The sequence below is a fragment of the Lentzea sp. CA-135723 genome, from assembly GCF_050936595.1.
Taxonomy (GTDB): domain Bacteria; phylum Actinomycetota; class Actinomycetes; order Mycobacteriales; family Pseudonocardiaceae; genus Lentzea.
The window spans coordinates 2339343-2365771 of record NZ_JBNJMK010000001.1; the positions used below are offsets into that span (position 1 = coordinate 2339343).

21 protein-coding genes are annotated in these 26429 nt (G+C 70.6%); 5 read left to right on the forward strand and 16 right to left on the reverse strand.

All coding sequences use genetic code 11. The features are described 5' to 3' along the window. Position 1: 1 nt before the first annotated feature. The gene (locus ACQEU1_RS09625; protein WP_433198466.1) at positions 2-838 is read right to left on the reverse strand and encodes a carbohydrate ABC transporter permease; all 837 of its coding nucleotides are present in this window, start codon (positions 836-838) and stop codon (positions 2-4) included. Between the two features lies 1 nt (position 839). Next, entirely contained in the window at positions 840-2102 is a 1263-nt protein-coding gene (locus ACQEU1_RS09630) for an ABC transporter substrate-binding protein (protein ID WP_382444841.1), read from the reverse strand. A gap of 76 nt (positions 2103-2178) precedes the next feature. Between ACQEU1_RS09630 and ACQEU1_RS09635 the strand changes: the two genes are divergently transcribed. Beyond that, positions 2179-2865: a FadR/GntR family transcriptional regulator gene (locus tag ACQEU1_RS09635; protein ID WP_433198469.1), complete on the forward strand. Its 687-nt coding sequence runs from the start codon at positions 2179-2181 to the stop codon at positions 2863-2865. Positions 2866-2942: 77 nt separating this feature from the next. Further along, on the forward strand, positions 2943-3863 hold the full coding sequence (gene sph, locus ACQEU1_RS09640) for a sphingomyelin phosphodiesterase (protein ID WP_433198471.1): 921 nt from the start codon (positions 2943-2945) through the stop codon (positions 3861-3863). Here the strand turns inward: sph and ACQEU1_RS09645 are convergent. From ACQEU1_RS09645 to ACQEU1_RS09665, 5 genes are read right to left on the reverse strand one after another with little or no spacing between them, the layout of a single operon-like run. Then, positions 3856-4158, reverse strand: a complete 303-nt coding sequence (locus ACQEU1_RS09645; protein ID WP_433198473.1) for a DUF6968 family protein — start codon at positions 4156-4158, stop codon at positions 3856-3858. The two genes, sph and ACQEU1_RS09645, sit on opposite strands and share 8 nt — an antisense overlap. Before the next feature lie 5 nt (positions 4159-4163). Beyond that, positions 4164-6608, reverse strand: coding sequence for a hypothetical protein (locus ACQEU1_RS09650; RefSeq protein WP_433198475.1), 2445 nt, complete (start codon positions 6606-6608; stop codon positions 4164-4166). Further along, the gene (locus tag ACQEU1_RS09655; protein ID WP_433198477.1) at positions 6605-9061 is read right to left on the reverse strand and encodes a DUF6493 family protein; all 2457 of its coding nucleotides are present in this window, start codon (positions 9059-9061) and stop codon (positions 6605-6607) included. Before ACQEU1_RS09655 ends, ACQEU1_RS09650 begins: the two co-directional genes overlap by 4 nt. Next, positions 9058-11466, reverse strand: coding sequence for a DUF6493 family protein (locus tag ACQEU1_RS09660; protein WP_433198479.1), 2409 nt, complete (start codon positions 11464-11466; stop codon positions 9058-9060). Before ACQEU1_RS09660 ends, ACQEU1_RS09655 begins: the two co-directional genes overlap by 4 nt. After that, on the reverse strand, positions 11463-12743 hold the full coding sequence (locus tag ACQEU1_RS09665; RefSeq protein WP_433198481.1) for an SWIM zinc finger family protein: 1281 nt from the start codon (positions 12741-12743) through the stop codon (positions 11463-11465). Before ACQEU1_RS09665 ends, ACQEU1_RS09660 begins: the two co-directional genes overlap by 4 nt. 103 nt (positions 12744-12846) lie before the next feature. Between ACQEU1_RS09665 and ACQEU1_RS09670 the strand changes: the two genes are divergently transcribed. After that, positions 12847-14268, forward strand: a complete 1422-nt coding sequence (locus ACQEU1_RS09670; RefSeq protein ID WP_433198483.1) for an FAD-dependent monooxygenase — start codon at positions 12847-12849, stop codon at positions 14266-14268. Here the strand turns inward: ACQEU1_RS09670 and lysA are convergent. The 7 genes from lysA to ACQEU1_RS09705 form a co-directional block, all read right to left on the reverse strand. Then, positions 14248-15558, reverse strand: coding sequence for a diaminopimelate decarboxylase (gene lysA, locus ACQEU1_RS09675; RefSeq protein ID WP_433198485.1), 1311 nt, complete (start codon positions 15556-15558; stop codon positions 14248-14250). The two genes, ACQEU1_RS09670 and lysA, sit on opposite strands and share 21 nt — an antisense overlap. Before the next feature lie 116 nt (positions 15559-15674). Beyond that, positions 15675-16835 carry an amidohydrolase family protein gene (locus ACQEU1_RS09680; protein WP_433211407.1) on the reverse strand — a complete coding sequence of 387 codons (1161 nt, stop codon included), beginning with the start codon at positions 16833-16835 and terminating at the stop codon, positions 15675-15677. Between the two features lie 51 nt (positions 16836-16886). Further along, positions 16887-17180 carry a hypothetical protein gene (locus ACQEU1_RS09685; protein WP_433198487.1) on the reverse strand — a complete coding sequence of 98 codons (294 nt, stop codon included), beginning with the start codon at positions 17178-17180 and terminating at the stop codon, positions 16887-16889. 126 nt (positions 17181-17306) lie between these two features. Continuing rightward, positions 17307-18221, reverse strand: a complete 915-nt coding sequence (locus ACQEU1_RS09690; RefSeq protein WP_433198489.1) for a glycoside hydrolase family 16 protein — start codon at positions 18219-18221, stop codon at positions 17307-17309. A gap of 262 nt (positions 18222-18483) precedes the next feature. Then, entirely contained in the window at positions 18484-19446 is a 963-nt protein-coding gene (locus ACQEU1_RS09695; protein WP_433198491.1) for a zinc metalloprotease, read from the reverse strand. Between the two features lie 69 nt (positions 19447-19515). After that, complete coding sequence (locus ACQEU1_RS09700; protein WP_433198493.1) at positions 19516-20634, reverse strand: winged helix DNA-binding domain-containing protein; 1119 nt, start codon at positions 20632-20634, stop codon at positions 19516-19518. Then, on the reverse strand, positions 20635-22608 hold the full coding sequence (locus ACQEU1_RS09705; protein WP_433198495.1) for an MMPL family transporter: 1974 nt from the start codon (positions 22606-22608) through the stop codon (positions 20635-20637). It abuts the gene before it with no gap. Between the two features lie 55 nt (positions 22609-22663). Here ACQEU1_RS09705 and ACQEU1_RS09710 point away from each other — a divergent pair, with 55 nt between their 5' ends. Then, a complete protein-coding gene (locus ACQEU1_RS09710) occupies positions 22664-23107 on the forward strand; it encodes a MarR family winged helix-turn-helix transcriptional regulator (RefSeq protein WP_433198497.1) in 444 nt (147 codons plus the stop codon). On the opposite strand, the gene ACQEU1_RS09715 is transcribed toward ACQEU1_RS09710, so the two are convergent. Together ACQEU1_RS09715 and ACQEU1_RS09720 are read right to left on the reverse strand one after the other, a co-directional pair. Continuing rightward, positions 23100-23678, reverse strand: coding sequence for a maleylpyruvate isomerase family mycothiol-dependent enzyme (locus tag ACQEU1_RS09715; RefSeq protein WP_433198499.1), 579 nt, complete (start codon positions 23676-23678; stop codon positions 23100-23102). The genes ACQEU1_RS09710 and ACQEU1_RS09715 overlap by 8 nt on opposite strands. A 100-nt stretch (positions 23679-23778) precedes the next feature. After that, positions 23779-24429 carry a fasciclin domain-containing protein gene (locus ACQEU1_RS09720; protein WP_433198501.1) on the reverse strand — a complete coding sequence of 217 codons (651 nt, stop codon included), beginning with the start codon at positions 24427-24429 and terminating at the stop codon, positions 23779-23781. Between the two features lie 267 nt (positions 24430-24696). On the opposite strand from ACQEU1_RS09720, the gene ACQEU1_RS09725 reads away from it, so the two are divergent. Beyond that, complete coding sequence (locus ACQEU1_RS09725; RefSeq protein ID WP_433198503.1) at positions 24697-26418, forward strand: cytochrome c biogenesis protein DipZ; 1722 nt, start codon at positions 24697-24699, stop codon at positions 26416-26418. The last annotated feature ends 11 nt before the right edge of the window (positions 26419-26429 follow it).

Sequence of the window (26429 nt, forward strand, 5' to 3'; positions counted from 1 at the left end):
GTCAGTTCTCCCGGAACGCGCGGACGAGGTAGGTCACGATCACGCCGAACGCCAGCACGAAGATGACCACGGCGAGCGCGGAGGCGTAGCCGAGCTTGAGCGACTGGAACGCGGTCGAGTACATGTACGTGCTGAGCAGCTCGGACGAGTGGTAGGGGCCGCCGCGCGTCATCGACCACACCACGTCGAACGACCGCAGCGAGTCGATCACGATCACCGACAGCACCACCGAGTTGACGCTCGACAGCTGCGGCCAGGTGATGTGCCGGAACTTCTGCCACGCCGTGGCACCGTCCAAAGTGGCCGCTTCGTACAGCCCGGGGTCGATCCCCTTCAAACCGGCCAAGTACAGCACCATGACGTACCCGACCTGCCGCCACAGCGCCGGCACGAGGACCGCGTAGATCGCCGTGTCCGGGTCGGCGAGGGGGCTGCTGTCGAAGATCCCGCCCGGCTGGTAGAGCACCTGCCAGATCAACGACGTCGCGACGAGCGAGAAGACGACGGGGATGAACAGCGCGGCGCGGTAGATCCCGACGCCGCGGCGTTCCTTCTGCAGCAGCACGGCCATCCCGAGGCCGCCGACCGCGGACAGGCCGCCGAAGAGCACGAGCCAGATCGCGGTGTTCGTGACGGCGGTGTGGAAGACCGGGTCGTCGATCATCCTGGCGTAGTTGTCGAGCCCGACGAACTGGGGCGGCGAGACGCCGTCCCAGTTCGTCAGCGCGAGCCAGAAGCCCTGGATCGCGGGCCAGAAGACCCAGAACCCCTCCACCACCAACGGGATGAGCACGAACAGCAGCAGGATCGGAGGGACCCTGGTGGAGCTCCTGGTCATGTCAGCTCGACCACACCTGCTCGGCGGCCTTCTGCCACGTCGTCAGGATGGAGTCCAGCTGGTCGGGCTGCTGGAGGAACTTGACCAGCGCCGCGTCCGCGGTGGGCTGCAGCGCGTCGCTGGAGTCGCGGTTGAAGAACTGGGTGATCTCCGCGGCCTCCTTGAGGTGCTGGCGGCCCTTCGTGACCAGGGGCGTGCCGGAGTCCTTGGCGTTCGGGTGCGTCGGCAGCACGGTGCCGGACGAGGCCTTGATGTAGACCTCCTGCCCCTCGGCCGTCGCCGCGTACGTCAGGAACTCCTTGAGCTCCTTGACGTGCGGGGACTTGGCGCTCGCGAAGAACCCGTCGGTCGGGCCCTCCTCGGCCAGCGGCACGTTCGGGTCGATGATCGGGAACCGGAAGAAGTCGATGTCGTCGATCGCGTCCTTCGGTGCCGCGTCGGCGAAGAACGCGCCGGTGAGCAGCATGCCCGTGCGGCCCTGCAACATCGCCGTGGTGGCGTCCTGGAAGCCGATCGCGGTGCCGTTGGGGTCGGTGTAGGGCAGCACCTCGCGCCACGGCGTGAAGATCGCCTTGACCTTGGGGTCGTCGAACTTCTGCTTGCCCGCCAGCAGTTCCCGGTGGAACGGCGCGCCGTTGATGCGGATGTTGAAGTAGTCGAACCAGCTCGACGCCGTCCACGGCGAGTCGGAGCCCGCGCCCATGCCGAGCGGGATCACGCCCTTGCCCTGGAGCACCTTGCAGAGGTCGACGAACTCGGTCCACGTCTTCGGCGGGGTGACGCCCCACTTGGCGAAGTTGGACTTGCGGTAGAAGAAGCCCCACCAGTAGTACGTCGTCGGCACGAACACCTTGCCGCTCAACGTCTTGAACGACTGGGGGTAGTCGCCCATGGTCTGCCAGACGTCGCTGACGTCGAGCAGCAGCCCCTTCTCCTCGTAGCCCTTGAGCAGCGCTCCGGGGTACCAGGTGTAGAGGTCGGGCGGGTTGGCCGAGGTGAGGTAGCTCGGCAGCTGGGTCCGGAAGGTCTCGGAGGCGACGGTGTTGACCGAGGCCTGCGCGCCTTTCTTGTCGTTGAACGCCTTCACCAGTGCGTCGATCGCCGCTTTGGCAGCAGGCGCCGAGAGGTTCGACTGGATCGTGGCCGTGCCCGCGGCCTGGGTGACCGGGCCGGAGGACGCCGAGGTGGCGCAGGAAGCCGTGCCGCTGACCAGCAACCCGGCTCCCGCGGCGGCGGTGACGCGGAGGAAGTGACGCCTGTCCATGGCGGACAGATTGCGCGCAGGTCATGATCATGTCAAGAATAATTCATAATTTATGATGTGCCGTATGATCGCGGGCATGAGCGAGAAGCGGCTTCGTGGCGTGCACGGCCAGACCGTCGAGGCGCTGGCGGGCCGGATCCTCGCCGGCGAGATCGGCGAGGGCGACACCCTCGACCTCCCGGCGCTGCGCGAGGAGCTGGACGTGTCGCTGACCGCGCTGCGCGAGGCCCTGAAGGTCCTGTCCGCCAAGGGCATGATCGACGCCAGGCAGAAGCGCGGCACGTTCGTGCAGCCGCGCTCGTCCTGGAACCTCCTCGACACCGACGTGATGCGCTGGCAGACCCAGGCGGGCCCCGACCAGAACCTCTTCGGCGAACTCACCGAGATGCGCGTGATCGTCGAACCCGCCGCCGCCCGCCTGGCCGCCGAACGAGCCTCGGACGCCGACATCGAGGCACTGGCCGGCGCGCTGGACCGGATGGCGTCGGCCCGCGACCTCGCCGCGACCGTCCGGGCGGACCTCGAGTTCCACCGGCTGCTCATGGCGGCCACGCACAACACGTTCCTGACCCAGGTCGAGCGGATCATCGCGATCGGCCTGGCCGAACGGGACAAGCTCGTGCACGGCACGGTCGAGGACGACCCGGTGCCGTCGCACCGCGAAGTGCTGGACGCGATCAGGCAACGCGAACCGGAAGCGGCCTACGAGGCGATGCGCGCGTTGGTCGACAAGTCGGGCGCGGACCTCGACCGCCTGCGCTGAGTCTTAATCGATACGACACCATCGGGTACCGTTTCGACGGTTGTGAAAGACATTCACGTCCGTCAGCATCGGGCCTCATGCGCCTGATCACGCTCGCCGTCGCCGTCGTGCTCGCGATCTCGGCCGCACCCGCGGTCGCGGCACCCGGACTGAAGATCGCCACCTACAACGTGTTCATGCTGTCGCGGAACCTGTACCCGAACTGGGGCCAGGTCGCCCGCGCCGACCTGATCGACAGCACCGGGGTGCTGAACGGGCAGGACGTCGTCGTGGTGCAGGAGGCATTCGACAACGCCGCCTCCGACCGGCTGCTCGCGAACCTGCGCGACACCTACCCGCACCAGACGCCGGTGCTGGGCCGCTCCAAGGCCGGCTGGGACGTGACGTCCGGCGCGTACAGCGACTCGACGCCGGAGGACGGCGGGGTGGCGGTGCTCAGCCGGTGGCCGATCACCACGCGCGTGCAGCACGTGTACCGCGACGCCTGTGGCGCGGACTGGTTCTCCAACAAGGGGTTCGCGTACGTGCGGATCGAGTCTCCCGGTGGGCCCGTGCACGTCATCGGGACCCACATGCAGGCCGAGGACTCGACGTGCACCAGCGCGCCCGAGGGCTACCGGGTCAAGCAGCGGGCCGAGATCAGGGCTTTCCTGACCGCGCGGAACATCCCCGCCTCCGAGCCGGTGTACGTGGCCGGGGACATGAACGTGATCAAGGCCGGTGCCGAGTTCCCGCGGATGGTGTCGGAGCTCGGGGCGCGGACGCCCGAGGTGGGCGGGCACCCGTTCTCCTGGGACTGCGCGGACAACAGCGTCTGCCGCGACCAGTACGGGCCGGAGTACGCCTCAGAGCACCTCGACTACGTGCTGACGGTCCAGGGGCCGTTGCTGCGCAACGAGACCCGGCGGGTGAAGAGTCCCGAGTGGTCGATCTGGTCGTGGGGGCGCAAGTACACCTTCACCGATTTCTCCGACCACTACCCCGTGTTCGCTAGCTGATCACCGGGGCGACGGTCAGGCCGAAGTCGCGCATGCCCATCCAGTCCGTGCCGGCGCCGCTCTCGGAGAGCTTGATCCGGACGGCGTAGATGCTCAGCAGCAACGCCTGGACCGAGTCCACGCCGTACGCGGCGTCCACGGGCTCGGCGCCGATCTGATGTGGACACTCCCAGTCCCCGTTGCCGCTCAACGGATCGGGGCGCGGGGTGCCGAAGCGGATCACCACCTCCAGCGGTGATCCGTCGGCAGCCTTGCCCTCGATCGTGCGTTCCGCGATCACGGTGCCCAGGTCCATGCGACTCAGCCTAGTGCGGCCACCAGCCTCTTCGCCTGGACGACCGCCTTGCTGGAGCCCTTGCGCGCGGCGACCCCGGTCAGTCCGTCGATGCTCGCGGTCGGCTCGACCAGCTGGGCGAGCTCGACGGCGAGCTCGATCAGGTCCGCGATCCTGGTGTGGGACCACGACTTCGGCAACGCGGCGGCGAGCACGTCCCAGATCTGCCCTGCCGCACCGGAACGGGCGGCGTCGCGCAGGCACGGCACCAGGCGGTTCAGCGAGAGATCACCGCGGGCCAGCAGCGTGCCGACCACGTCGCCGAACGCCTTCCCGTCGAACTGGTCGCGAGCGGCGAGGATCAGCAGGGCGTCGACGGCGCAGGCCCTGCTCACGGTCTGCGCGGCACCCAGGCCGTAGGCGAGGGCGAGGTGCGTGGCGACGCCCACCGGACCGTCCGCCTCGGCCAGTGCGGACAGGGCAGGGCCCGCGTCGTCGCCGCCGTCCCTCCTGATCGCGAAGATCGGCACGGTGTGCGCGGCCACGGTCTCCCGCTGCGACGGCAGGACCGCGGGCCAGCAGCTGAACAGGGAACCCGAGGTGTTGTAGTGGTGCCACACGCGCTCGGGGGCAGGCAGGCCCGGGGTGAGCGTCACGAGCAACCGGCTCGTCGTGACCGGCTCGGAGTGGGAGGTCGCGCGGTGCTCCTGGGCCCGTTCGACCAGCTCGGCGACCGGTTCGCGGACGTTCGCGAGCCAGCCGCGCAACAGTTCGCCGGACCCGCCGCGCACCGCGGTGAAGTCGTCGGGCCGGGTGCCGCGCGGCAGCCGCCGGCAGGCCTGGAAGAGGTCGCGCGGCCACGGTTCCCAGCCCTCCGCCTCGGCCTTGCCGAGCCGGTCGAGCAACGTCGCGGGGTCGAGCAGGCCGGACGTCCACTCCGGGGTGGACACGAGGGCGGGCCGGGGTGAGCGGACGAGTCCCTGAGCGATCTCCAGCAACCGCTTGCCCAGCATCGTCACCGGTGGTTCGTCCGCGAAGTGCGCGGCGGGCACCTCGGCCGGCACGAGGGGCAGGGCCGGTGCGGCGATGATCGCGGCGAACACCGTCCAGCAGGAGGCCCGGCCGAGGGCGGCGTGCGACCTCAGGATCCACGGGTGCTGCTCGTAGAGCGGCGCGAACGCCCGCGCGACCGCGTCCCTGTTCTGCCAGGCGAACCGGACGACGGCCTCGATGATCCGTTCGGTCGCGACGGGGCCGATGTCGCCGGTGTTGCGGCCGAACGCCGACCGCACCTCGCCCGTCAGCTCGTCGAGGGTGGCGATCGGGCCGGGCCACGGCGCCGGCGCGTACGGCACGAGCGCCGCCGTCTCCTCCGCGACCGCCTCGACGCCTAGCCGCGCGGCCAGATCGGCGGGCAACCGCGCGGCCGGCGCCGTGAGCTCGGCCCTGGTCGCGTCGCTGACCGGCGTCCTGGCCACCAGGTCGACCGCCTGGCCGCGCAGGTCGTCCGACTCGTGCGAGAAGAGCGCCGCGGCGGTCAGCACGACCTCGTCCGGTCGTGCCCTGGCGTGGTTCGCGAGCCACGCCAACTGGGCCCGGACGAGCTTCTTCTCGGTGCGGGCGAACACCCACCGGCTCGCCTCGGTCAGCAGCCCGAAGTCGAGCCTGCCCGCGTCGTCCACCCGTTTGAGCTGGTCCTGCGCGGCGGTGGCGACGGTCGAGCGCGAGTCGGGCAACAGCGCCACGTAGTCGCGGACGTGCGCGGCGGCCTCTTCAACAGTGACCCCTATGGCCCGGTGCAGGTCGAGGAACCCGAGCACCTCGCCCTGCCCGCCCTGCCGCAGGCCCGCCAGGCAGCCGTCGAGGAGCCGGCCGCGGTCCGTGCGCGCGCACAGCAACGCCTGCACCGGCCTGGCGTCACCGAAGTACGCACCCGCGCCGGGCACCTCCAGCAGACGCGGCAGCAGCACGTCGAGTCCCGGCCGCCAGTCCCGCACACCGTTGTGGGCGAGCAGGTGCAGCAGGAACCCGTCGGAGTCGGGCGGGGTGTCGCCGCAGAACTCCAGCACCAGGCGCATCAGATCCGGCCGGGAGAGCCTGCCGGTCGGCATCCTGACGGCGAGCCGCGCGACCAGGTCCGGCAGCCACGGCAGGTCGCGCCGCCGCAGCACGTCGAACAGCACCGGGCTCGCGTCCTCCGGCGTGCCGTTGGGCGTCCAGTGGTGGGACCAGATCGGGTACCGCGTCAGCCACGGCGCCAGCGTCGCGGCGCTCGGCAACACCGCCGCACCGGCGATCGCGAGGCCTTCCTGCTGCCACCGCGGCCGGTCGCTCGCTCGGTGCCGCTTCCCGAAAGCCAGCAGTTCGGGTGCGAGCGCCCTGCGTTCGACCGGCGTGAGGGCGTTCAGCTCCTCCCCGAACGCGGCGTACCTCTTCGCCTCGATCAGCTCGTCGAGCCTGGCGATCTTCACGACTCCCCCAGCGCCCCCGCCAGGCGCCTCGCCTGCACGACGGTCTTGCTCGAACCCTTGCGCGCGGCCACCTCCGCGAGTCCCTCGATCCTGCCACCCGGCTGGAGCTGCTGGGCCAGTTCGACGGCCAGTTCGACGACGTCCGCGACCCGGTTGTGCGCCCACACCTCCGGCAGCACGGCCACGAGCAGGGCCCAGATCTGGGCCGCGGCACCGGACCGCGCCACGTCCCGCAGACCGGGCACGACGCGGCTCAGCGACACACCGCCCTCGTCGAGCGACCGGCGGAGGACCTCGCCCAGTGCCCTGCCGTCGAGCTCGTCGCGGGCGGCGAGGATCAGCAGGGCGTCCACCGCGTGGGCGCGGGCGACCGTCGCCTCGGCGCCCAGGCCGTAGCTGAGCGCGAGGTACGTGGCGGGGCCGATCGGGCCGTGCGCCTGCACGAGCAACGGCAGCAGCGGGCCGTCGTCGCCCTTCGACTCGCAGCGGTGCGCGAGCTGGGGAACGAGGTGGGCGGCGACGACCTCGCGTTGCCGTGGCAGGACGGCGGGCCAGCACGCGGCCATGACCTCCCAGTCGCTGTAGCCGTACCAGAACTGCTCCGGCTCGGTGAGGTCCGGCAGCGTCGCCAGCAGCCGCGTGCTCTCGCGCGACTGACCGATGTAGCCGTACCGCGTGGCACGGGTGCGGACGACCAGCTCGGCCACCGGGTCGGCGAGGTCGGTGAGCCAGTCGCGCAGCCAGGCACCCGTGGCGCCGCCCAGCGACGCGAAGTACTCGGGAGCGGTGTCGCGGGGCAGGCGGCGGCAGGCCTGCTGGAGGTCGCCCGGCCACGGTTCCCAGCCCTCCGCCTCGGCCTTCGCGAGACGTTCCAGCAGGGTCGCCGGGTCGAGCTGCCACGACAGGTCGGTGGGCGTCGACACCAGCAACGGGCGCGGGGACCGGACGAGACCCCGGGCGATCTCGCGCAGCCTCTTGGCGAGGTGCCGGGCAGGGCTTTCCGCGCCGGTCCTCCCGAGCACGGCGTTCTGGTCGAACTCCGCCGGCGCGGACACGGCGGCGAAGATCGCGTAGAGCATCGACCGGGCGTCGGGCACCGGGCGGTCGAGGTACACCTGCAGGTCGAGGCGGTTCCTGAGCCACGAGTACTGGTCGAGGACCGGGTCGAGCGCCCGCGCGGCCGCTTCCCCGTCCTGCCAGGCGAACCGCACGACGGCCTCCACGATCCGCTCCACCACGACCGGGTCGAGGTAGGCGGTGGAACGACCGAACAGCGCCCGCACCTCGCCGGTCAGCTCGTCGAGGGTGGCGATCGGGCCGGGCCACGGCCCCGCCGCGTGCGGGGCGAGCGCGACGACCTCGTCCGCCTCGGTCTCGACGCCGAGCTGGGCGGCGAGGTCGGGTGGCAGCTGCTCGGCCGGCGCCAGCAGTTCGGCGCGGGTCGCGGCGCTCACGGTCGTCTTCGCGATCAGCTTCACGGCCTGGCCGCGCAGGTCGTCCGACTCGTGCGCGAACAGGTCGGCGGCGGCCAGCGCCACACCGTCCGGAGTGGACTTCGCGTGCTTGCCGAGCCAGGCTAGCTGGGTGCGGACGAGCTTCTTCTCCGTGCGGCCGAACACCCACCGGCTGGCGTCGGCGAGCAGCTCGAAGTCGAGCCTGCCCGCCTCGTCGGCCCGCTTCAGCTCCTGCTGCGCGAGGGTGGCGACGGTCGAGCGCGAGTCGGGCAGCATCGCGACGTAGTCCCGTGCGTGCGCGACCGTCTCGTCCAGGTTCACCTGGAGAACCTCGTGCAGGGCGAGGAAACCGTCCATCTCGTGCGCGGCACCGCCCTGCTGGAGCCGGGCGAGCACGCCGTCGAGCAGCACGGTCCGGTCCGCCCGGTCGCGCAGGAACTCCCGCCACTGCCGGGTGTTCGCGATGATCGCGCCGCTGCCGACGACCTCCAGCACGCGCGGGATCAGCGCGTCGAACGCCGGCCGCCAGCGGGTGTGGCCGCCGAAGTCCATGAAGTGCAACAGGAAACCGTCGGAGTCCGGCGGGGTGTCGCCGCAGAACTCCAGCACGATCCGCAGCAGGTCCTGCCGCCGCCGCTGCCGGCTCGGCATCCGGGCCGCGAGCCGCGTGACGAGGTCCGGCAGCCACGGGAGGTCGCGGTGCCGCAGCACGTCGAGCGCCACGGGCACCCCGTTGTCCTCCCTCATGCGGTGCCACCAGATCTGGTACCGCACGAGCCACGGCGTCAGCGTGGACGCGTTCGGCAGCAACCCGCAGCCGGCGATGTGCAGCGCCCCGTGGTGCTGCCAGCCCTGCCGGCCGGCGCGGTGCTGCTTCTCGTACGCCACCAGGTCTTTGGCGCACGCCTTGCGCTCGTCCGGCGTCAGCGCCTTCAGCACCTCGCCGAGCGCGAGCAGCTGGTCGGACTCGATCAGCGCCTGGATCCTGTCGAACGTCACGGCTGCTCTCCCAGGGCACTCACGAGTCGCTTGGCCTGCACCGCGGTCTTGCTCGAACCCTTGCGCGCGGCCACCTCCGCTAGCCCCTCGACGTCACCGCCGGGCCTGAGCTGCTGGGCGAGCTCGACGGCCAGCTCCAGGACGTCGGACACCCTGTGGTGGGACCACAGCCGTGGGAGCAACGCGGCGAGCGCGGCCCAGATCTGCTGTGCCGCACCGGAACGGGCCGCGTCGCGCAGGCCCGGCAGCACCCGGCCCAGCACCACGTCACCGCGTTCCAGCACCTGTCCGGCCAGATCGCCGAGCAACGCCCCGTCGAGCTGGTCGCGGGCGGCGAGGACCAGGATCGCGTCCACGGCGTGAGCGCGGTTCAGCACGAGCTCGGCACCCAGGCCGTAGGTCAGGGCCAGGTGCATCGCCGGTCCTGCGGGACCGTGGGACTCGGCGAGCATCGGCAGCAGCGGTCCGTCGCCGCCCTTCGTCGCCGTGCGCGCCCGCAGGTGCGGCACCAGGTGCGCGGCGACGACGTCGCGCTGCGTCGGCAGCAGCGACGGCCACCACTCCATCATCGCGCCGCTCTCGTCCCAGTGGCGCAGCTGGTTCTCCGGCTCCTCCAGCCCCGGCGTGACCGTCGCGTACAGGCCGGTGTCCTTGACCTCGTAGCCCTCGTAGGCGAACGTCCGCTCCGCCAGCGCGATCACGGCACCGGTCTCGAACGACGGCAGCCGTTCGAGCGCCTGCCTCAGGTCTCGTGGCCACGGCTGCCAGCCCTCGGCCTCCGCGCGGGCGAGCCTCTCCGCCAGCACGGCGGGGTCGATCAGGCCGGACGCCTCGGTCGGCGTCGACACCAGCGCGGGCTTCGGCAGGTAGAGGAGCCCCTTCGCGATCTCGTGCAGCCGCCGGGCGAGCCCGTCGGCGATCTCGCCGTTGCCCTCCTGCGTCGTGCGCCAGTTGCGGGCGAGGTCGATGCCCTCGCTGACGGGCTTCCTGAGCTTCTTCGGCTGCGCGCGGGCGGCCAGCACGACCTCGGCGAACTCCGACCGCGGGGTGCACTCGCCGTCGTCGTTCCAGCCGGGGTGCTGCTCGCGGTAGCCGAGCCAGGAGTGCTTGTCGAACACGGGCTGGAGGGCGCGGCCGAGCGCTTCCCTGTCCTGCCAGGCGAACCGGACGATCGCCTCGATGATCCGTTCCGCCGTGGACGGTTCGAAGCGGTCGCGGGCGAACGCGGCCATCAGCTCGCCGGTCAGCTCGTCCAGGCTCCCGATCAGGGCCGGGAACGGCCGCGGCTCGAACGCGGTCAGAACAGCCGCGGAGTCCTGCTCGGCGACGACCCCGAACTCCCTCGCCAGGTCGTCCGGCAACTGCTCGGCCAGCGCGCGAACCGACACCTGCGTCTCGTCACGGGCGTTGCCGAGGTGCTTCACGATCAGCTTCACGGCCTGGCCGCGCAGGTCCGCGGACTCGTGCGCGAACAGCTCCGCGACCGTCAGCACCACCTCGTCCGGACGGGCCTTCGCGTGCTTGCCGAGCCACGTGAGCTGCGCGCGGACGAGCTTCTTCTCGGTGCGGCCGAACACCCAGCGGCTCGCGTCGAGCAGCAGGTCGAAGTCCAGGTCGTCCAACGACCTCAGCCGCTCCTGCGCGAGACCGGCGACCGTCGACCGCGAGTCCGGCAGCATCGCGAGGTAGTCGCGCACGTGGGCGCGGGTCTCGTCCTCGGTGACCCGCAACGCCGCGTGCAGGCCGAGGAACCCGTCCATCTCGCCCGCCGAACCGCCCTGCTGCAACCGGGCGAGGCACACGTCGAGCACGGCCTGCCGATCGGCCTGGTGCACCAGCATCCCGACCCACCCGCGCCGCACGACGTCGAGCACCACCCCGGCGCCCACCGCCTCCAGCATCCGCGGGATCAGCGGGTCGTAGGCGGGCTTCCAGTGCCGCACGCCCAGGTCCATGAGGTGCAACAGGAAGCCGTCGGTCCGAGGTGGTTCGTCGCCGCAGAACTCCACGATCACGCGCGTGAGGTCCTGCCGCCACCGCTCGCGCGCCGGGATCTTGGCCGCCAGCCTCGCGATCAGGTCCGGCATCCACGGCAGGTCGCGCCGCCGCAGCACCTCGATCAGCGTGAGGGCACCGGGATCGGACTCGAACTCGTGGTGCAGGAAGATCGTGTAGCGCAGCAGCCACGGCGCGAGTGCGGAGGCGCTGGGCAGCAGGCCCGCGCCGGCGATCGAGAGCTGCTCCGCGTCGTCCCAGCGGCGGCTGCCCCTGCGGTGTTCCTTCTCGTACGCCACCAGCTCTTTCGCGTACGCCTTGCGTTCGTCGGCGCTCAACGCGATCAGCGCGTCACCGAGTGCGCGCGGGTCGTCGGACTCGATCAGCGCCTGGATCTTCGCGAAGCTCACGCTCTGCTCCTGACGATGTCCGCCGCCAGCACGTGCTTGCACTTGCCGCGGCCGCCGCGGTACTCGGCCCACCACAGGCAGGTGCAGGCGTCGCCGTTCACGCGGTACGCGCCGACGACGGCGGTGTCGCCGTCCCAGCTGACGGCGTTCTGCTCGACGAGCGCCCGCGCGTTGCGCAGCCTGGGGTTCATGGCCTGGACGTCGACGCCGCCGTACGGGAGCTCGCGGTGGAAGTACGAGGCCTCGGCGAGGTCGTAGCCCACCCGCCCGGACGTGCCGAGCTGCGCCAGCGCGTCCTTGACCCGTGCCGGGGTGAGGCCGGAGCGGTCGGCGAGATCCGCGATGTCCACGCGGGGCTCGAAGTCGAGCAGCGCGCCGATCAGCTCGGCGTCGGTGTCGGCGTCGCCGGCGGCCAGTCCGTCGAGGACGGCGCCCTCGCCGGACAGGCCGCGGGTCACCTCCGGCGACAGGACGAGCGTCAGCCGTTGCGAGCCGACATCGACCTCCCAGCCGCTCGCGACGGGCTTGCCGTCGGTCGGCGGGCCGTACAGCCGGACGGCCTTCGCGAAGCGCAGCAACGGGATCAGCGTCTCCAGCCGGTTCGGCCCGGCGAGGCACACGGCGTTCGCGGACGCGGTTCCGCTGAGCCGCAACGACTTCCCGGACGGCACCGCCCAGACCGCGGCCCGGCCCTTCGGCAGCGTCTTGAGGAACCGCTGCGCGTCCATCGGCGAGAGCTCCGCGCGCAGGTCGAACTTCGACGTCAGCACCTGGGTCTCGGCGAACCCGCGCAGCCAGCGCGGCGGCAGCGGCACCTTCTTCTCCACGACCGCGCCGTCGAGCGTGCCGACCTCGACCTGGTCGGGACCCACGGTGAGGTGCAGCGGGTCGCCCTTGGTGACCCTGGCCAGCGCGCGCCGCAGCGGCTCGTTGACGTCGACGTTCGTGGTGCCCCGGTCGTGCACCTCGCCGTCGAGGGCGTCACCGAGGACGTCCAGCCGCGCGTAGACGCCGCAGCAGCCGGAGAACGACTCGAACCGCAGCCGGTCGCCGTTGCACGTGACGACGGGGTCGCGCAGGCGTTCGGTGGTGGGCTGGAAGTACCGGGTGCCCGCGATCTTCGCGATGGCCAGCAACGCCGTGGCCGCCTGCTGCGAGTCGCCGAGGAACCCGGTGAAGAACCGCGGGTTCGGGGCCCGGCCGCCGGAGGTCTGGAGGCCCAGGGCGCGGCGCTGCTCGTCCAGCCGGGAGTCGGCGACGTACGCGTACGAGTGCATTGCGCCACTGTAGAGAACAGATGTTCGAGGCCGAGCCCGTTTGATCAACCTGTTCGGAATATCGTTTGCGGGGTGCGCGCGGCAGGATCACACTTCGCGGCCGATGCCTGAATCTGTGGATTTCGACGTGATCATCGCGGGGTGCGGGCCGACCGGCGCCGTGCTCGCCGCGGAACTTCGACTGCACGACGTGCGGGTGCTCGTCGTGGAACGCCAGACCGAGCCGCCGCCGTCGCTGGTGCGGCTGGTGAGCCTGCACGTGCGCAGCCTGGAGCTGATGGCGATGCGCGGTCTGCTGGACCGGCTGCTCGCCCTCGGCAGGCGGCGCCCGGTCGGCGGGGTGTTCGCCGCGATCCCCACGCCCGCGCCTGCCGGCCTGGAGTCCGCGTACCTGCTGGGGATTCCCCAGCCCGTGGTGGACGGTGTGCTCGAAGAACACGCGATCTCGCTGGGCGCGGAGGTGCGGCGCGGCTGCGCGGTCGCCGGGTTCACCCAGGGCGACTCCGTCGTGGTGGAGCTGTCGGACGGTTCCTCGGTGCGGTCGCACTACCTCGTCGGGTGCGACGGAGCGCGAAGCACCGTCCGGAAAGCGCTCGGTGTCGGGTTCGTCGGTGAGCCCTCGCGCAACGACACGTTGATGGGCGAGCTGGAAGTCGGGGTGCCGCACGAGGAGGTCGCCGCCCGCACCGCCGAGATCCGCGCGACCATGCCGTGGTTCAGCGTGAGCCCGTTCGGCGAGACCTGTCGCGTCGTCGTACCGGCCGTGGGGGTCAGCGAGGACCGCGAGGCCACTTTGGACGACTTCAAGCAGGCGCTGCAGGCCATCGCGGGCACGGACTTCGGCGTGCACTCGCCGCGCTGGCTGTCGCGGTTCGGGGACGCGACCCGGCTGGCCGAGCGCTACCGGGACGGCCGGGTGCTGCTCGCGGGCGACGCCGCGCACATCCACCCGCCGGCCGGTGGCCAGGGCCTCAACCTGGGCGTGCAGGACGCGGTCAACCTCGGCTGGAAGCTCGCGGGACTGCTGGCGGGCTGGGGTTCGGAGGCGTTGCTCGACACCTACGAGACCGAACGGCGCCCGGTCGCCGAGGACGTCCTGAACAACACCCGCGCCCAGGTGCTGCTGGCGTCCGCCGAACCGGGCGCGCGGGCCGTGCGCAGGCTGCTCACCGAGCTCATGGACCTCGACGAGGCGAACCGGTTCCTGATCGAGAAGATCACCGCGATCGGCGTCCGCTACGACTTCGGCTCCGCCACCGACCTGGTCGGGCGCCGGATGCCGGACGTCGAGCTGACCAAGGGCACGCTGTACGACCGGCTGCGGCACGGACGCGGAACGTTGCTCGATCCCGGCGGGCTGCTGTCCGTCGGCGGCTGGGCGGACCGGGTGGACGTCATCGCGGACGCCGTTGACGGTCCGGCCGTGCTGCTGCGGCCGGACGGCTACGTCGCGTGGGCCGGTGACGGTCCGCTGGAGACGGCACTCGCCCGCTGGTTCGGGCCCTCAGAGGTAGCGGCGCAGTAGGTCCTCCTCGGTCTCGCGGCGCACGATCGGGCGCGCGACGCCGTCGCGGACGGCGATGACGGGCGGGCGGCCGACCTGGTTGTAGTTGGAGGCCAGGGCGTGGTGGTAGGCGCCGGTGGCGGGCACGGCGAGCAGGTCACCGGCGTGGACGTCGTGCGGGAGCAGGACGTTCTCGGCGAGCACGTCACCGGCCTCGCAGTGCCTGCCGACGACCGTGACGGGCTCGGGCCTGCCGCCGCGGCCGACCAGCCTGACCGCGTACCTCGCGCCGTACAGGGCGGGGCGGGGGTTGTCGCTCATGCCGCCGTCGACGGCGACGAACGTCCTGGTGGAGCGTTTGACCGCGCACACCCGGTAGAGCGTCACGCCGGCGTTCGCGACGATCGACCGTCCGGGCTCGATGAGCAGGCGCGGCGGCGGCACGCGGTGCACCGCGCACTCGTAGTTGAGCGCGCCCGTGATCCGGTGGGCGAACCCCGCGAGGTCGAAGCCCGCCTCGCCCTGCAGGTACGGCGCGCAGAAGCCGCCACCGAGGTCGAGCTGCTCGATCCTGGTGCCGCAGGAGGCGATCAGGCCGACCATCCTGCGCACGGTTTCCTCGTAGCTGGCAACGTGTCTGACCTGAGACCCGATGTGGCAGTGCAGGCCGACGAGCTTGAGCGACGGCTGTTCGACGACCCGGAGGATCGCCTCCAGCGCGGCACCGGACGCCAGTGAGAAGCCGAACTTCTGGCCCTCGACGCCAGTCGCGATCTTGGCGTGGGTGTGCGCGTCGACGCCGGGGGTCACCCGGATCATGACCTCCTGGCCGTGCGTCGCCAACGCGCCGAGCTGGGCGATCTCGTCCAGCGAGTCGACGACGATCCGGCCGACCCCGTACTCCAGCGCCGCCTTGAGGTCCTCGGCGGTCTTCACGTTGCCGTGCATGATGATCCGGCCCGGTTCGACGTTCGCCGCCTTGGCCAGCGCGAGCTCGCCGGCCGAGGAGACGTCGAGGGACAGGCCCTCCTGCCGCGTCCACCGGTAGACCTCGGGGCAGGGCATCGACTTGCCCGCGAACACGACCTCGGCCCGGGGCAGCGCCGTGGTGAAGGCGCGTGCCCTGGCGCGGACGGTCGCCTCGTCGAGGATCTGGCACGGGGTGCCGAAGCGTGCCGCGAGCTGCGCGGCGGGGAGTCCACCGATGATCAGGCCCTGGTCGTTCAGGCTGGTGCCGTCCGGCCAGAGACCCTCTTCCAGCACCGGTTCGGTGGAGCATCCGATGCTGGGCAACAACTCGGCGAGTGTCATGCGACCAGCACACGCCCGGCGCGGGCCCGTGCCCAGGTCCCGGACGGGACCCTGACACGGACGGGCGCCGCTTTGACGCGATCCTGACGGCGCCGGTGGCGGGCGCCACAGCGGTTCTAGTGCGCGCAGCAACCCATCGGCGTCCTCGGCGCCTCGACGGGGACCTTCGAGGCTTCCTCGATGTCCTTCAGCAGGCGGGTCCGGTCCTGCGGCCCCAGGTAGCGGCCTCGGCTGACGACGGCGTGGACGCGGCTCACGTTCGTGATGTCCCGCAACGGGTTCGCGTCGAGCACGACCAGGTCCGCCTGCTTGCCCGGCGTGACCGTGCCGCTCTCGTGCTCCTTGCCCAGGCAGCGGGCGGCGTCGGCGGTGGCGGCCTTCAGCGCCTCGGCCTCGGTGAGCCCGGCTCGCACCAGCAGCGCGAGCTCGTCGTGCAGCGAGAAGCCGGGGAAGACGTACGCGAACCCGGCGTCCGTGCCCGCCACGACGCCGACTCCCGCGTCGTGCATCTGCTTGAGCAACCGCATCCGGGCGTCGCCGAACTTCTCGAGCTCGGCCACTTCCTCCGGGGTGCGGGGCGGCCGGCCGGACATGATCTGGTCCCACTGCGCGCGCAGGTCGACCGGGACGTAGCGCAGGCGTTCGAGGGCCTTGGGGTCGTTCACGACGGCCTCGGGCGAGCGGGACATGTTCCGTTCGACGAACAACGTCGGCGACTGCCACGTGCCGCGCTTCACCATGTCCGCGAACAACTTCCGGGCCCGGCGCCCGGAGTGCGTGGCGAGCGCGGCCCGTTCGATCCGGCCCGACTGGCGGCCCCACCAGTTCGGGTCTGCCGGGTCGTCCGGCAACGCGTTCAGCTGCGCGTACAGGGCGTCGGCGTTGTCCGAAGTGGACGTGAAGAGGTTGTAGAGGTGTTCGTGCGTGTGCTGGTCGAGTGCATGCTGCACCGGCACGCGGGCCGGTACGTGGCCGGCGAACGGGATGCGCAGCCTGCGCGCCTCGTCGGCGATGGCGGCGTGGCACTCGGGCGAGAGGAACGAGTAGACCTTGACGAAGTCCGCTCCCCCGTCCTTCGCCCTGCGCACGGCGGCCCGTGCCTCCGCCGGGGTGCTGACGACGTCGGCGCCGGGCCAGATGGCGCCGGGGCCGTCGACGATCGCGCTGGCCACGACCATGCGGGGGCCGACGATCTCGCCGGACTCGATGCGGCGGCGGGTGTCGTGCGTCTCGGGCATGCCCCACATCTCGCGGATGCCCGTGACGCCCTGGACCACGTGCAACGGCGCGACCGTGGTCTCGAAGAAGGTGGCGTGGGTGTGCAGGTCCTACAGACCGGGGATGACGTACTTGCCGGGCAGGTCGATGACGGTGATACCGCGCGGCAGGTCACGGAGCCGTCCGGCGGCCAGGACGCGATCTCCCGCCAGCACGACGGTGGAGTCGGGCACGGGTGGACGGCCGGTGCCGTCGATGAGCGTCGCGCCGCGCAACGCGATCACGCCGGCCACCGCATCTCCCGCCGCAGCCCAGGCCGACTGCCCGGTCGCGGTGAGCGCCGCTGCCCCCAACGCCCCCTTTCCCAGCCACGAAAGCATTTCCCGGCGTGCCAGATCCCCCACTGCGCCACCCTTCCCCCGAAGTCACTTCCACGCTAGCGACGTCGAGGCAGTGGCGCAGTAGGGCCAGCCGGAAGGTTCAGCGGCGTGCGATCTCGGGGCGCAGCGGCGTGGCGCGAGCCCGGCCACCTACGGCCGGGTCCACACCGCCACGTAGTCCACCAGCATCGGCCTGCCGGGCGTGGTCTGCGCGGTGGGAGTCGTCCGTCCCGCCACGCCGTTGGGGAACGCGCCGCCCATCGCCACGTTCAGCAGGATGAAGTAGCCCTGGTGCGAGGTCATGTTGTTCCACGACGTGGCGTCCATCTGGTTCTGCCGCACGGTGTGGAACTGCTGGCCGTCGACGTACCACCGCAGCTGGTTCGGGCTGACCGAGCGGTCCCACTCGAAGCGGTAGGTGTGGAACGCCGACTGGCAGCTGCTGCCGGGACACGCCCGCGACGCGCCGAGGCCGTTGGTCTCGTTGCACGGGCCGCCGGGGTTGACCCCGCAGTGCAGCACACCCCAGACGGAGTTGACGCCGTTGACGTTCTCCATCACGTCGAACTCGCCGATGCTCGGCCAGTTCCAGTAGTTGCCGCGGTACGGCGCGCCCAACGCCCAGAACGCGGGCCAGTAGCCGAGCGCGGGCGTGCCGGTGATGTTCGGCATCTGGATGCGGCCCTCGATGCGCAGAACACCGCCGGCGGGCGCCTTGAAGTTGGCGCGGCGGGTCTCGATGCGGGCCGACGTCCACTCGCCCGACCCGGACCGCAACGGCGTGATGCGCAGGTTGCCGGAGCCGTCGAGCGCGAGGTTGGCGCGGTCGTTGGTGTAGCGCTGGATCTCGCCGGTGCCCCAGTTGCCGGGGCCGCCGGGGTAGCCGTGCCCGGTGTCGACGATCCAGTTGTTGCTGTTCGGGGCGCTGTTGTTCGCGCCGGTGAAGTCGTCCGACCAGGCCAGGGACCAGCCTGGCGGGGTGGGCGGGACGGCTGCCTGGGCGATGCCGCTCAGCGGCACCACGAGCACCAGTCCGAGCAGGGCGCGCGTGAGTTTTCGAGCCACGACGATGACCTCTCTGTCACGATCGTGCGGCAGCGGACCTCCATGGAAGCGCTCTCACGCCCCGCTCGTCAACTCCGCGGTACCGAACACGTGGACGAGGCGGCCGATCGAGCACGCCTCCCCTCCCGGTGCCGGCTCGCGCACCGCGGACGACAAAGCCGGGGCGGCGATCAGCGAGTCCCTCGCACTGCACGAGGAAACTCGCTGACGCCAACCCCGGCCGTTGTCGGCGGGAACTGGATCGGGCCCGCTCAGTCGCGGCTCACTTGCCCGCGCGGTAGGCCGTCCACGCGCTCTGGATCCGGGTGTTCTGGCCCGGCGTGAACTGGTTGTAGCAGTCGTCGTACGAGTAGTCCATGTAGTTGTGGATCGGGTCCAGACCAGCCCGCGAGCACGAGTCACGGCCTTCCGGGCAGCCCGAGGTCGAGCTGGTCTGCGCCGGGGTGTCGGCGACCTCGTCGTTGGTCGCCGTGCAGCCGCCCTGGAAGGTGTGCCAGAGGCCCATCCAGTGGCCGACCTCGTGCGTGACCGTCTTGCCGAGGTTGAAGTTCACCTCGGAGCCGCCGGGCACGGTGGCGTAGTCGACGACCACGCCGTCCATCTTCGGGTCGCCCTTGTACCAGCTGGGGAACGTGGCGAAGCCGAAGCCGTCGATGTCCGCGAACCAGACGTTGAGCGTCGCGGCCGTGCCGACGCGGGTCTGGGTCTTCATCTGGCGCTCGGTCGTCGCGTTGTCCGCACCGCCGTTGAACCAGGTGTTGTTCGTGTAGCGCTTGGTCTGCTGGGTCACGAACTTGAAGCCGGTGTTCGCCGCGGCGCTCGACTCGGCGCCCGCGAACCCGTCGTTCAGGACCTTGAGCTGCTTGGCGATGGTGGCGTCGGAGATCGCGCCCTTGCCCGACGTCGTGGTGACGACGTGCCAGACGACGTTGATCGTGCCGCCGGCGGCCAGTGCGGCGACGCCGCCGCGCTGGTTGGCCTCCACGACCTTCGCACGCAGGTCGGCGTTCATCTGCGCGGCCTGGGCGTCGGAGATCTCGTTGCGGTCGTGGCCGGAGCTGCCAGGACGACCGCGCGCCGCCGAGTGCTCGTCGGCGTGGGTGTCAGCGCATTCGACGGAGCCGACGGCGGTCGCGGCGGGCGAACCGCCGAGCAGGGTGATCGCGCCGGCCGCGAGCAGACCGGCGGCGAACGCCGGCAGCACGCGCTTTCTCGTGAGAGACATTGAACTTTCCTCCATGCAGGGTGGAGGAATAGTGACTCACGCACAGGTCCTTTGTGGATCTTGACGTTTTCACACAGTACGAACGGCGTGGGCCGGAAGGCCGCTCCACCACCGGGAATAGCGCCGGTACACCTGCGGCTCGCGCTCGCCGAGCAGCTTGCGCAGAGCGGTCGCCTCCAGCGCGATCCCCGCCCATTGTTCCTCGTCCAGGGCGTGGAACGCCGTCACCTCAACGTCTCCGGCCTCGGTCGGGCGCCACACCCCGGCCACGTGGCCGTCGACCAGGAGTGTCGGCAGCGTGTCGCCGTTGTTGCGGATGACGACCTTGCGGTATTCGTCCGGGATGATCCGGCTCCGGTCGGCGTAGGCGAGCAACGTGCTGTCCCACATGGCCATCAGGCGCGGCGGCGCTGGCGTCTCCTCGTCCGGGATTGTCCGGTTCGGCACGTCGTAGTGGTCGCCGTTCCGCACCACGTCCAGCAACTCCAGCGCTTCGCGGATCGTCGTGCGCGGCAGCATGCTGAACTGGTTCATGTCGAGCACGGTCGCCGGGCCGAAGCCGGTGAGGTAGCGCCGCAGCATCTCGGCGACGGCCGCCATCCGTTCGCGCGGCTCGGTCACGACGGACCGGTAGGAGGGCCGCAGCCCGAACGCCCACGGCCCGCCCGTCGGCGCGTGCACGAGCCCGCCGTAGGTCCGCAACGCCCACCAGACCCCAGGCTCGCCGACGTCCCCGACGTGCGAGTGCAGCAACTCCTCGATCTCGGCCTTCTGCCGGGGCGTGGCGGCGAACTCCAGCAGATGTTCGAGCAGCGCGTCGGCCTGCTCGATCGTGATGTTCATGGACTTGAACCGCTTGTCGTACAGCCGCGACGCCCTCAGCGCGGGCAGCATCGCGTGGTGGAACACCTCGTGGTCGGCGGCCGCGACGGCGTGCAGGGTGATCCGCATCAGCGACGCCTTGCGGACCACCCCGGACGCGAACGCCTCGTCCAGATCGGCGGGGTCGAAGCCCTCGATCCGGTTCCACAGCGCGAGGTACGGCGACGCCGGTTCCTGCGCCTGGATCGCGACGATCCGGTCCACGGCCGTCAGCAGGTCGACCGGCTCACGCCCGAGCAGCATCTGCCGGTCGAGCGTGGCGCGGTTGAGCTGACGTGCCGTGTAGGTCATGACCGGAATCTTCACTCACCGCAGCTTGGACGGCCACCAGATGCGCCCGCCGATGTCCACCGACAGCGCGGGCACGAGCAACGACCGCACCAGCAACGTGTCGAGCAGGACACCGAACGCCACGATGAACGCGATCTGCGTGAGGAACAGGATCGGCAGCACCGCGAGCGCCGCGAACGTCGCCGCCAGCACCACACCCGCGGACGTGATCACGCCACCGGTGAGGCTGAGCCCTCGCAGCGTTCCCTCCACTGTGCCGAGTTGTTGTGTCTCCTCACGTACGCGAGTCATCAGGAAGATGTTGTAGTCGATGCCCAACGCCACCAGGAACACGAACCCGAACAACGGCACCACGGGATCGGCGCCAGGGAAGTCGAAGACGTGGTTGAACACCAGCGCCGACACGCCCATCGTCGCCGCGAACGACAGCACCACGGTCCCGATCAGCAACAACGGCGCCAGCAACGACCGCAGCAGCAGCGCGAGGATCAGGAAGATCACCACCAGCACGATCGGGATGATCAGCATCCGGTCGTGCTCGGACGTCGTCCTGGTGTCGAGCAACGTCGCCGTCTGCCCGCCGACCTGGGCGTCGAGCGGGTGCACGGCGTCCCGGATCCGGTGCACCGTCTCGACGGCGGCGTCGGAGTCGGGCGCGTCCTCCAGCGTGGCCTCGATGCGCACCAGCCCGTCAGCGGTACCGGACGGCCGCACGTCCGCGACACCGTCCACCTTGGCCCTCTGCACGACCTCGGCGCTCTTGCCCTCGGCGGCGATGATCACGGTCGGCGACCCGGTGCCGCCGGGGAAGTGCCGCGACAGGACCTCCTGTCCCGCAACGGACTCGACGTCGGTGAGGAACACGTCGGACTGGGCCGTGCCGGACGCCTTGAGCTGCGGCAGGAACGCGGCCCCGACGAGCAGCACGATGGTCGTGACGATCCAGATCGCCCGCGGCTTGGTGCGCACGAACGTCGCGACCCGGCCCCACAGCCCGCTGGTCTCGGGGTGCGGGGACCCGAACTTCGGCGCGAACGGCCAGAACGCCGCGCGTCCCAGCAGCGCGAGCACAGCGGGCAGGAACGTCATGGTGGTCAGCAGCGCGGCGCCGATGCCGATGGCCGCGACGGGCCCGAGGCCCTTGTTGGAGTCGAGGTCGCTGAACAGCAGGCACAGCACGCCCAGGATGACCGTGCCGGCCGACGCCCCGATGGGTTCGATCGTGCCGCGCCAGGCCGTGCGGATGGACGCGAACTTGTCCTGGGTGTCCCGCAGCTCCTCGCGGAACCGGGACACGAGCAGCAGCGCGTAGTCCGTGGCGGCGCCGAACACGAGGATCGACAGGATGCCCTGACTCTGCCCGTTCAACGCCAGGATGTCGTTGTCCGCCAACAGGTACACCACGAAGCTGGCGAGCCCGAGCGCGAACACCGCCGACACCAGCACCACGACCGGCAGCAGCGGGCTCCGGTAGACCACCAGCAGGATCAACGCGACCACGGCGCCCGCGACGATCAGCAGCAGCCCGTCGATCCCGCCGAACGCCTCCACGAGGTCCGCGACCTGCGCCGCCGGCCCCGTGACCAGCACGGTCAGCCCCTGCGGAGCGCCGCGCGTCGAGTCCCGGAGCTGGAACACCGAGTCCTTGACGTCCTTGGCCGGGTCCAGCAGCACCACGAGCTGCGCTGCCTCGTTGCCGTCCGGCGCCGGGATCACCGGTGAGGCCTGGAACCCCTTCGCCTGGTCGGCGAGGTACTTCCGGTCCTCTTCGGTCAGTCCCCCGGACCGTTCGACCACGACGATCGCCGGGATCGCGTTCTCCCGCTGGAACTTCTTCTGCAGCTCGGCGACCTGGGTGGACTCGGCCGAGTTGGGCAGGAACGCACTGCTGTCGTTCTCCGCCACCTGCGACAACTTGCCCGCGTACGGCCCGGTGAAGCCACCCAGGGCCAGCCAGACGACGAGCAGTACCCCGGCGAGGACGCGCATCAGCCATTCCTTCGATCGTCGAACGTTTCGATGGTCGAAACAGTAAGCTGTGATCGTGAGCGATGCAACCGACCACGACCTGAGCATGATGCTGCGCGAGCTGGTGATGGAGTCGAACCGGTTCCTGGAGATCTTCAGCGCGGCCCACGAGTTGCATCCCACCGACATGACAGCGCTGAACCTCATCATGACCGAACCCATGACCCCCGGCACGCTGGCCAAGGCGCTGAACCTGAGCGCCTCGGCCACCACCTCGGTCCTCGACCGGCTGGAACGCGCGGGTCACGTGGTGCGCGAACGGGCACCGGACGACCGCCGCCGGGTGGAGCTGCACGTCCTCACCGCCGCCACCGAACTGGCCGCGCACTTCTTCGCGCCGCTGGCCCGCGGCTACGCGGCGGCCTGGGGTTCGATGACCGCGCAGGAACGAGCCGTGGTCGCCCGTTTCCTGGCGGCCACGATCGAGGCGACGTCCCAGGTGCGCGCCTCGGTCAGCTGAGCCTCCGCCCGCAGACCAGCAGGAGCAGCTCCTGCGCTGGCGCCCTGACGACCGTCGCGCCGTCGCCGAACGCCCAGTCCAGGTCCGTCGCCTCCAGCCGCTTGCCGTCGAGGTCGGCGCCGAAGTACCTGACGTTGGCGGGCTTCATGCCGGCGAGCACCATGCCGAGCCGGTCGTGCGGCACCACCCGGCCGAGTCCCAGCGCGACGGTGATGTCGAGGCCGTGGATGACGTCGTGGCTGAGCGCGCCCGCCGGACCGCCACCGGGCGGCGTCCACGGGTGGTCGGCGTTGTTCTTCAGCGAGGCCAGCAACTCGCTCGTGGACAGCAGCGCGTCCGCGCGGGCCATGCGGTCGGAGGCGTGGTTGAAGCGCCCGGCCGACTTGAGCATCTCCCACAGCACCCGCTTGCCGGACGAGCGGAACGGCAGCGTCGTGTGGGCGACGACGTGCTTCACCGTCCACCCTTCGCACAGGCTCGGCGCCCGCCACTGCTCCTCGGTCAGCCCGCTGAGGAGCTCTGCCTGGTCACGACGTTCCGCCGCGATGGCGGCACGGATTTCTTCGGTCATGCCGGTGTGTACGGATCGAACGCCGGAAACTCATCGAAAACTCCGGGAACCGCACGCGAGGCGCGGTTCCCGGAGTCGCGGTACTGCCTCCCGGGAGATGTCAGGCGGGGAGCAGGACCGAGTCGATGAGGTAGACGGTGGCGTTGGCGGTGTGCACGCCGCCGCAGATCACGTTCGCGTCGTTCACCTTGAGCGCGTTGCCGGAACCGGTGACCTTGACGACGCCGGTCTCGACGGTCTTCTGGTCGCCGGCGATCTTGTCGGGCGAGATCTGGCCGGGGACGACGTGGTAGGTCAGGATCTTGGTCAGCAGGGCGTCGTCGGTCTTGAGCTTCTCGATCGTCGCGGCGTCGATCTTGGCGAAGGCGGAGTCCACCGGTGCGAAGACGGTGAACTCGGCGCCGTTCAGCGTCGAGACGAGGTTGACCTTCGGGTTGAGCTTGCCGGAGACGGCGTCGACCAGGGTCTTGAGCAGCGGGTTGTTGCTCGCCGCCACGGCGACCGGGTCGGCGGCCATGCCCGCGACCGAGCCGGCGCCGGACGGAACCTGCTTCGCGTAGTCGGCACAACCGGGGCCGACGAGGTCCTTGGCCGGGTCGGCCATGGCGGCGGACGACGACGTGGTGGTCGGTGCGGCGGCGGTGCTGGAGCTGCCGCTGCTGGCCGTGTCAGCCGAGCCGCACGCCGCGCCGAACAGGGCGAGCGAGGCGGCGCCGATGGCCAGGACGGTGTTGCGGACGGACTTGTTCATGACGGGACATCTCCAAGGGGTGATCGAGCAGTTGCTGCCGGTGATTCGCCACCCCTCGCCGAACGGATGGGTGCGGTTATCGACCCGTTACCAAAGAGCTCGCGAACCTAGCGCCACCAGCGCGAACGACCCGAAGTCCACAATGGACAGCAACGCTCGTTCACCCGTCCGCGTGACAACAACTTCTTCGACGTGGGCAATCCGCCACGACTCGGGCCCCGAAGCACAGGCATCACGCACTTCCGTCAACCCGAGTAGGGCCTCCCCATGCTGACCCTCGCACTGATCGGTCTGATCGGCGGTCTGGTCACCGGCATCTCGCCGTGCATCCTCCCCGTCCTTCCCGTCATCTTCTTCTCCGGCGGCACGCAAAGCGCCCGCACGGACACGGGGTCAGGTGTGGCGCTGGCGACCAAACCCGCCTCGCGCAGCCGGCCCTACCTGGTGATCGCGGGGCTCGTCGTCAGCTTCAGCCTCGTCACCCTCTTCGGCTCACTCCTGCTGTCGGTCCTGAACCTGCCGCAGGACGTGCTGCGCTACGCCGGGATCGTCGTGCTCGTGCTGATCGGCGTCGGCCTGATCGTGCCGCGCTTCGAGCAGTTGCTGGAGAAGCCCTTCACCTGGATCCCGCAACGCAACCCGGACGCCAGCCGCGGCGGCTTCACCCTCGGCCTCGCCCTCGGCGCCGTCTACGTGCCGTGCGCCGGCCCGGTGCTCGCCGCCATCACCGTCGCCGGGTCCACCGGCCGCATCGGCACCGAGACCGTCGTGCTCACCCTCACCTTCGCCGTCGGTGCCGCGATCCCGCTGCTGATCTTCGCCCTCGCGGGTCGCAGGGTCGCCGAACGGGTGCAGGCCTTCCGCAAGCGCCAGCGCGGCATCCGCATCACCGCGGGCGTGGTGATGATCGCGCTCGCGATCGGCCTGGTGTTCAACCTGCCGCAGCTGCTCCAGCGCGCGATCCCCGACTACACGGCTTCGTTGCAGGACAAGGTGAACAACTCCGAGCAGGTCAAGAGGGCGCTCAACCTGGGCGGCCTGGTCAACGACCAGAACAAGGACCTGGACAAGTGCTCCGACGGCGCCCCCGAGCTGGAAAGCTGTGGCACCGCACCGGATCTCACCGGCATCCAGCAGTGGGTCAACTCGCAGCCGCTGGAGCTGAAGGGCCTTCAGGGCAAGGTCGTGATGATCGACTTCTGGGCCTACTCCTGCATCAACTGCCAGCGCTCCATCCCGCACATCGTCGCCTGGGACAAGGCCTACCGCGACGCAGGGCTCCAGGTCATCGGCGTCCACTCCCCCGAGTACGCGTTCGAGAAGGAACCCGCGAACGTCGAGGCGGCCGCCAAGAACTTCGGCATCACCTACCCGGTCGCCCTGGACAACAACCTCGGCACCTGGACCAACTACCGCAACCGCTACTGGCCCGCCCACTACCTGATCGACGCGTCCGGAACCGTGCGGCACATCAAGTTCGGCGAGGGCGACTACAAGGTCACCGAGAAGCTCATCCGGCAGTTGCTGAACGACGCCAAGCCCGGCGTCCAGCTCCCGGCCGCCACCGAACTGCAGGACGACACCCCGGTCGTCGCCGACATCACGCGGGAGACCTACCTCGGCTCCACCAAGCGCGTGAACTTCGCCGGCACCGAGGAGTACACCAGCGGCGAGAAGTCCTTCCAGTTCCCCGAGAACCAGGCCACCGACAGCTTCGCACTGGACGGCACCTGGAAGCTCGACACCCAGTCCATCACGCCCACCGGCGAGTCCGGGCGGATCAAGCTCAACTACCGCGCCAAGGAAGTGCGGATGGTGTTGTCCGGCAAGGGAACCGTCACGATCCAGGACTACGGCAAGACCACGACCATCCAGGTCGACGGCACCCCGAACTCCTACCAGCTCATCTCCACGCCGACGATCCAGGGCGGCTCGCTCACCGCGACCGTGAGCTCCGGCGTCCAGGCCTTCTCCTTCACCTTCGGCTGATCAGGAACACC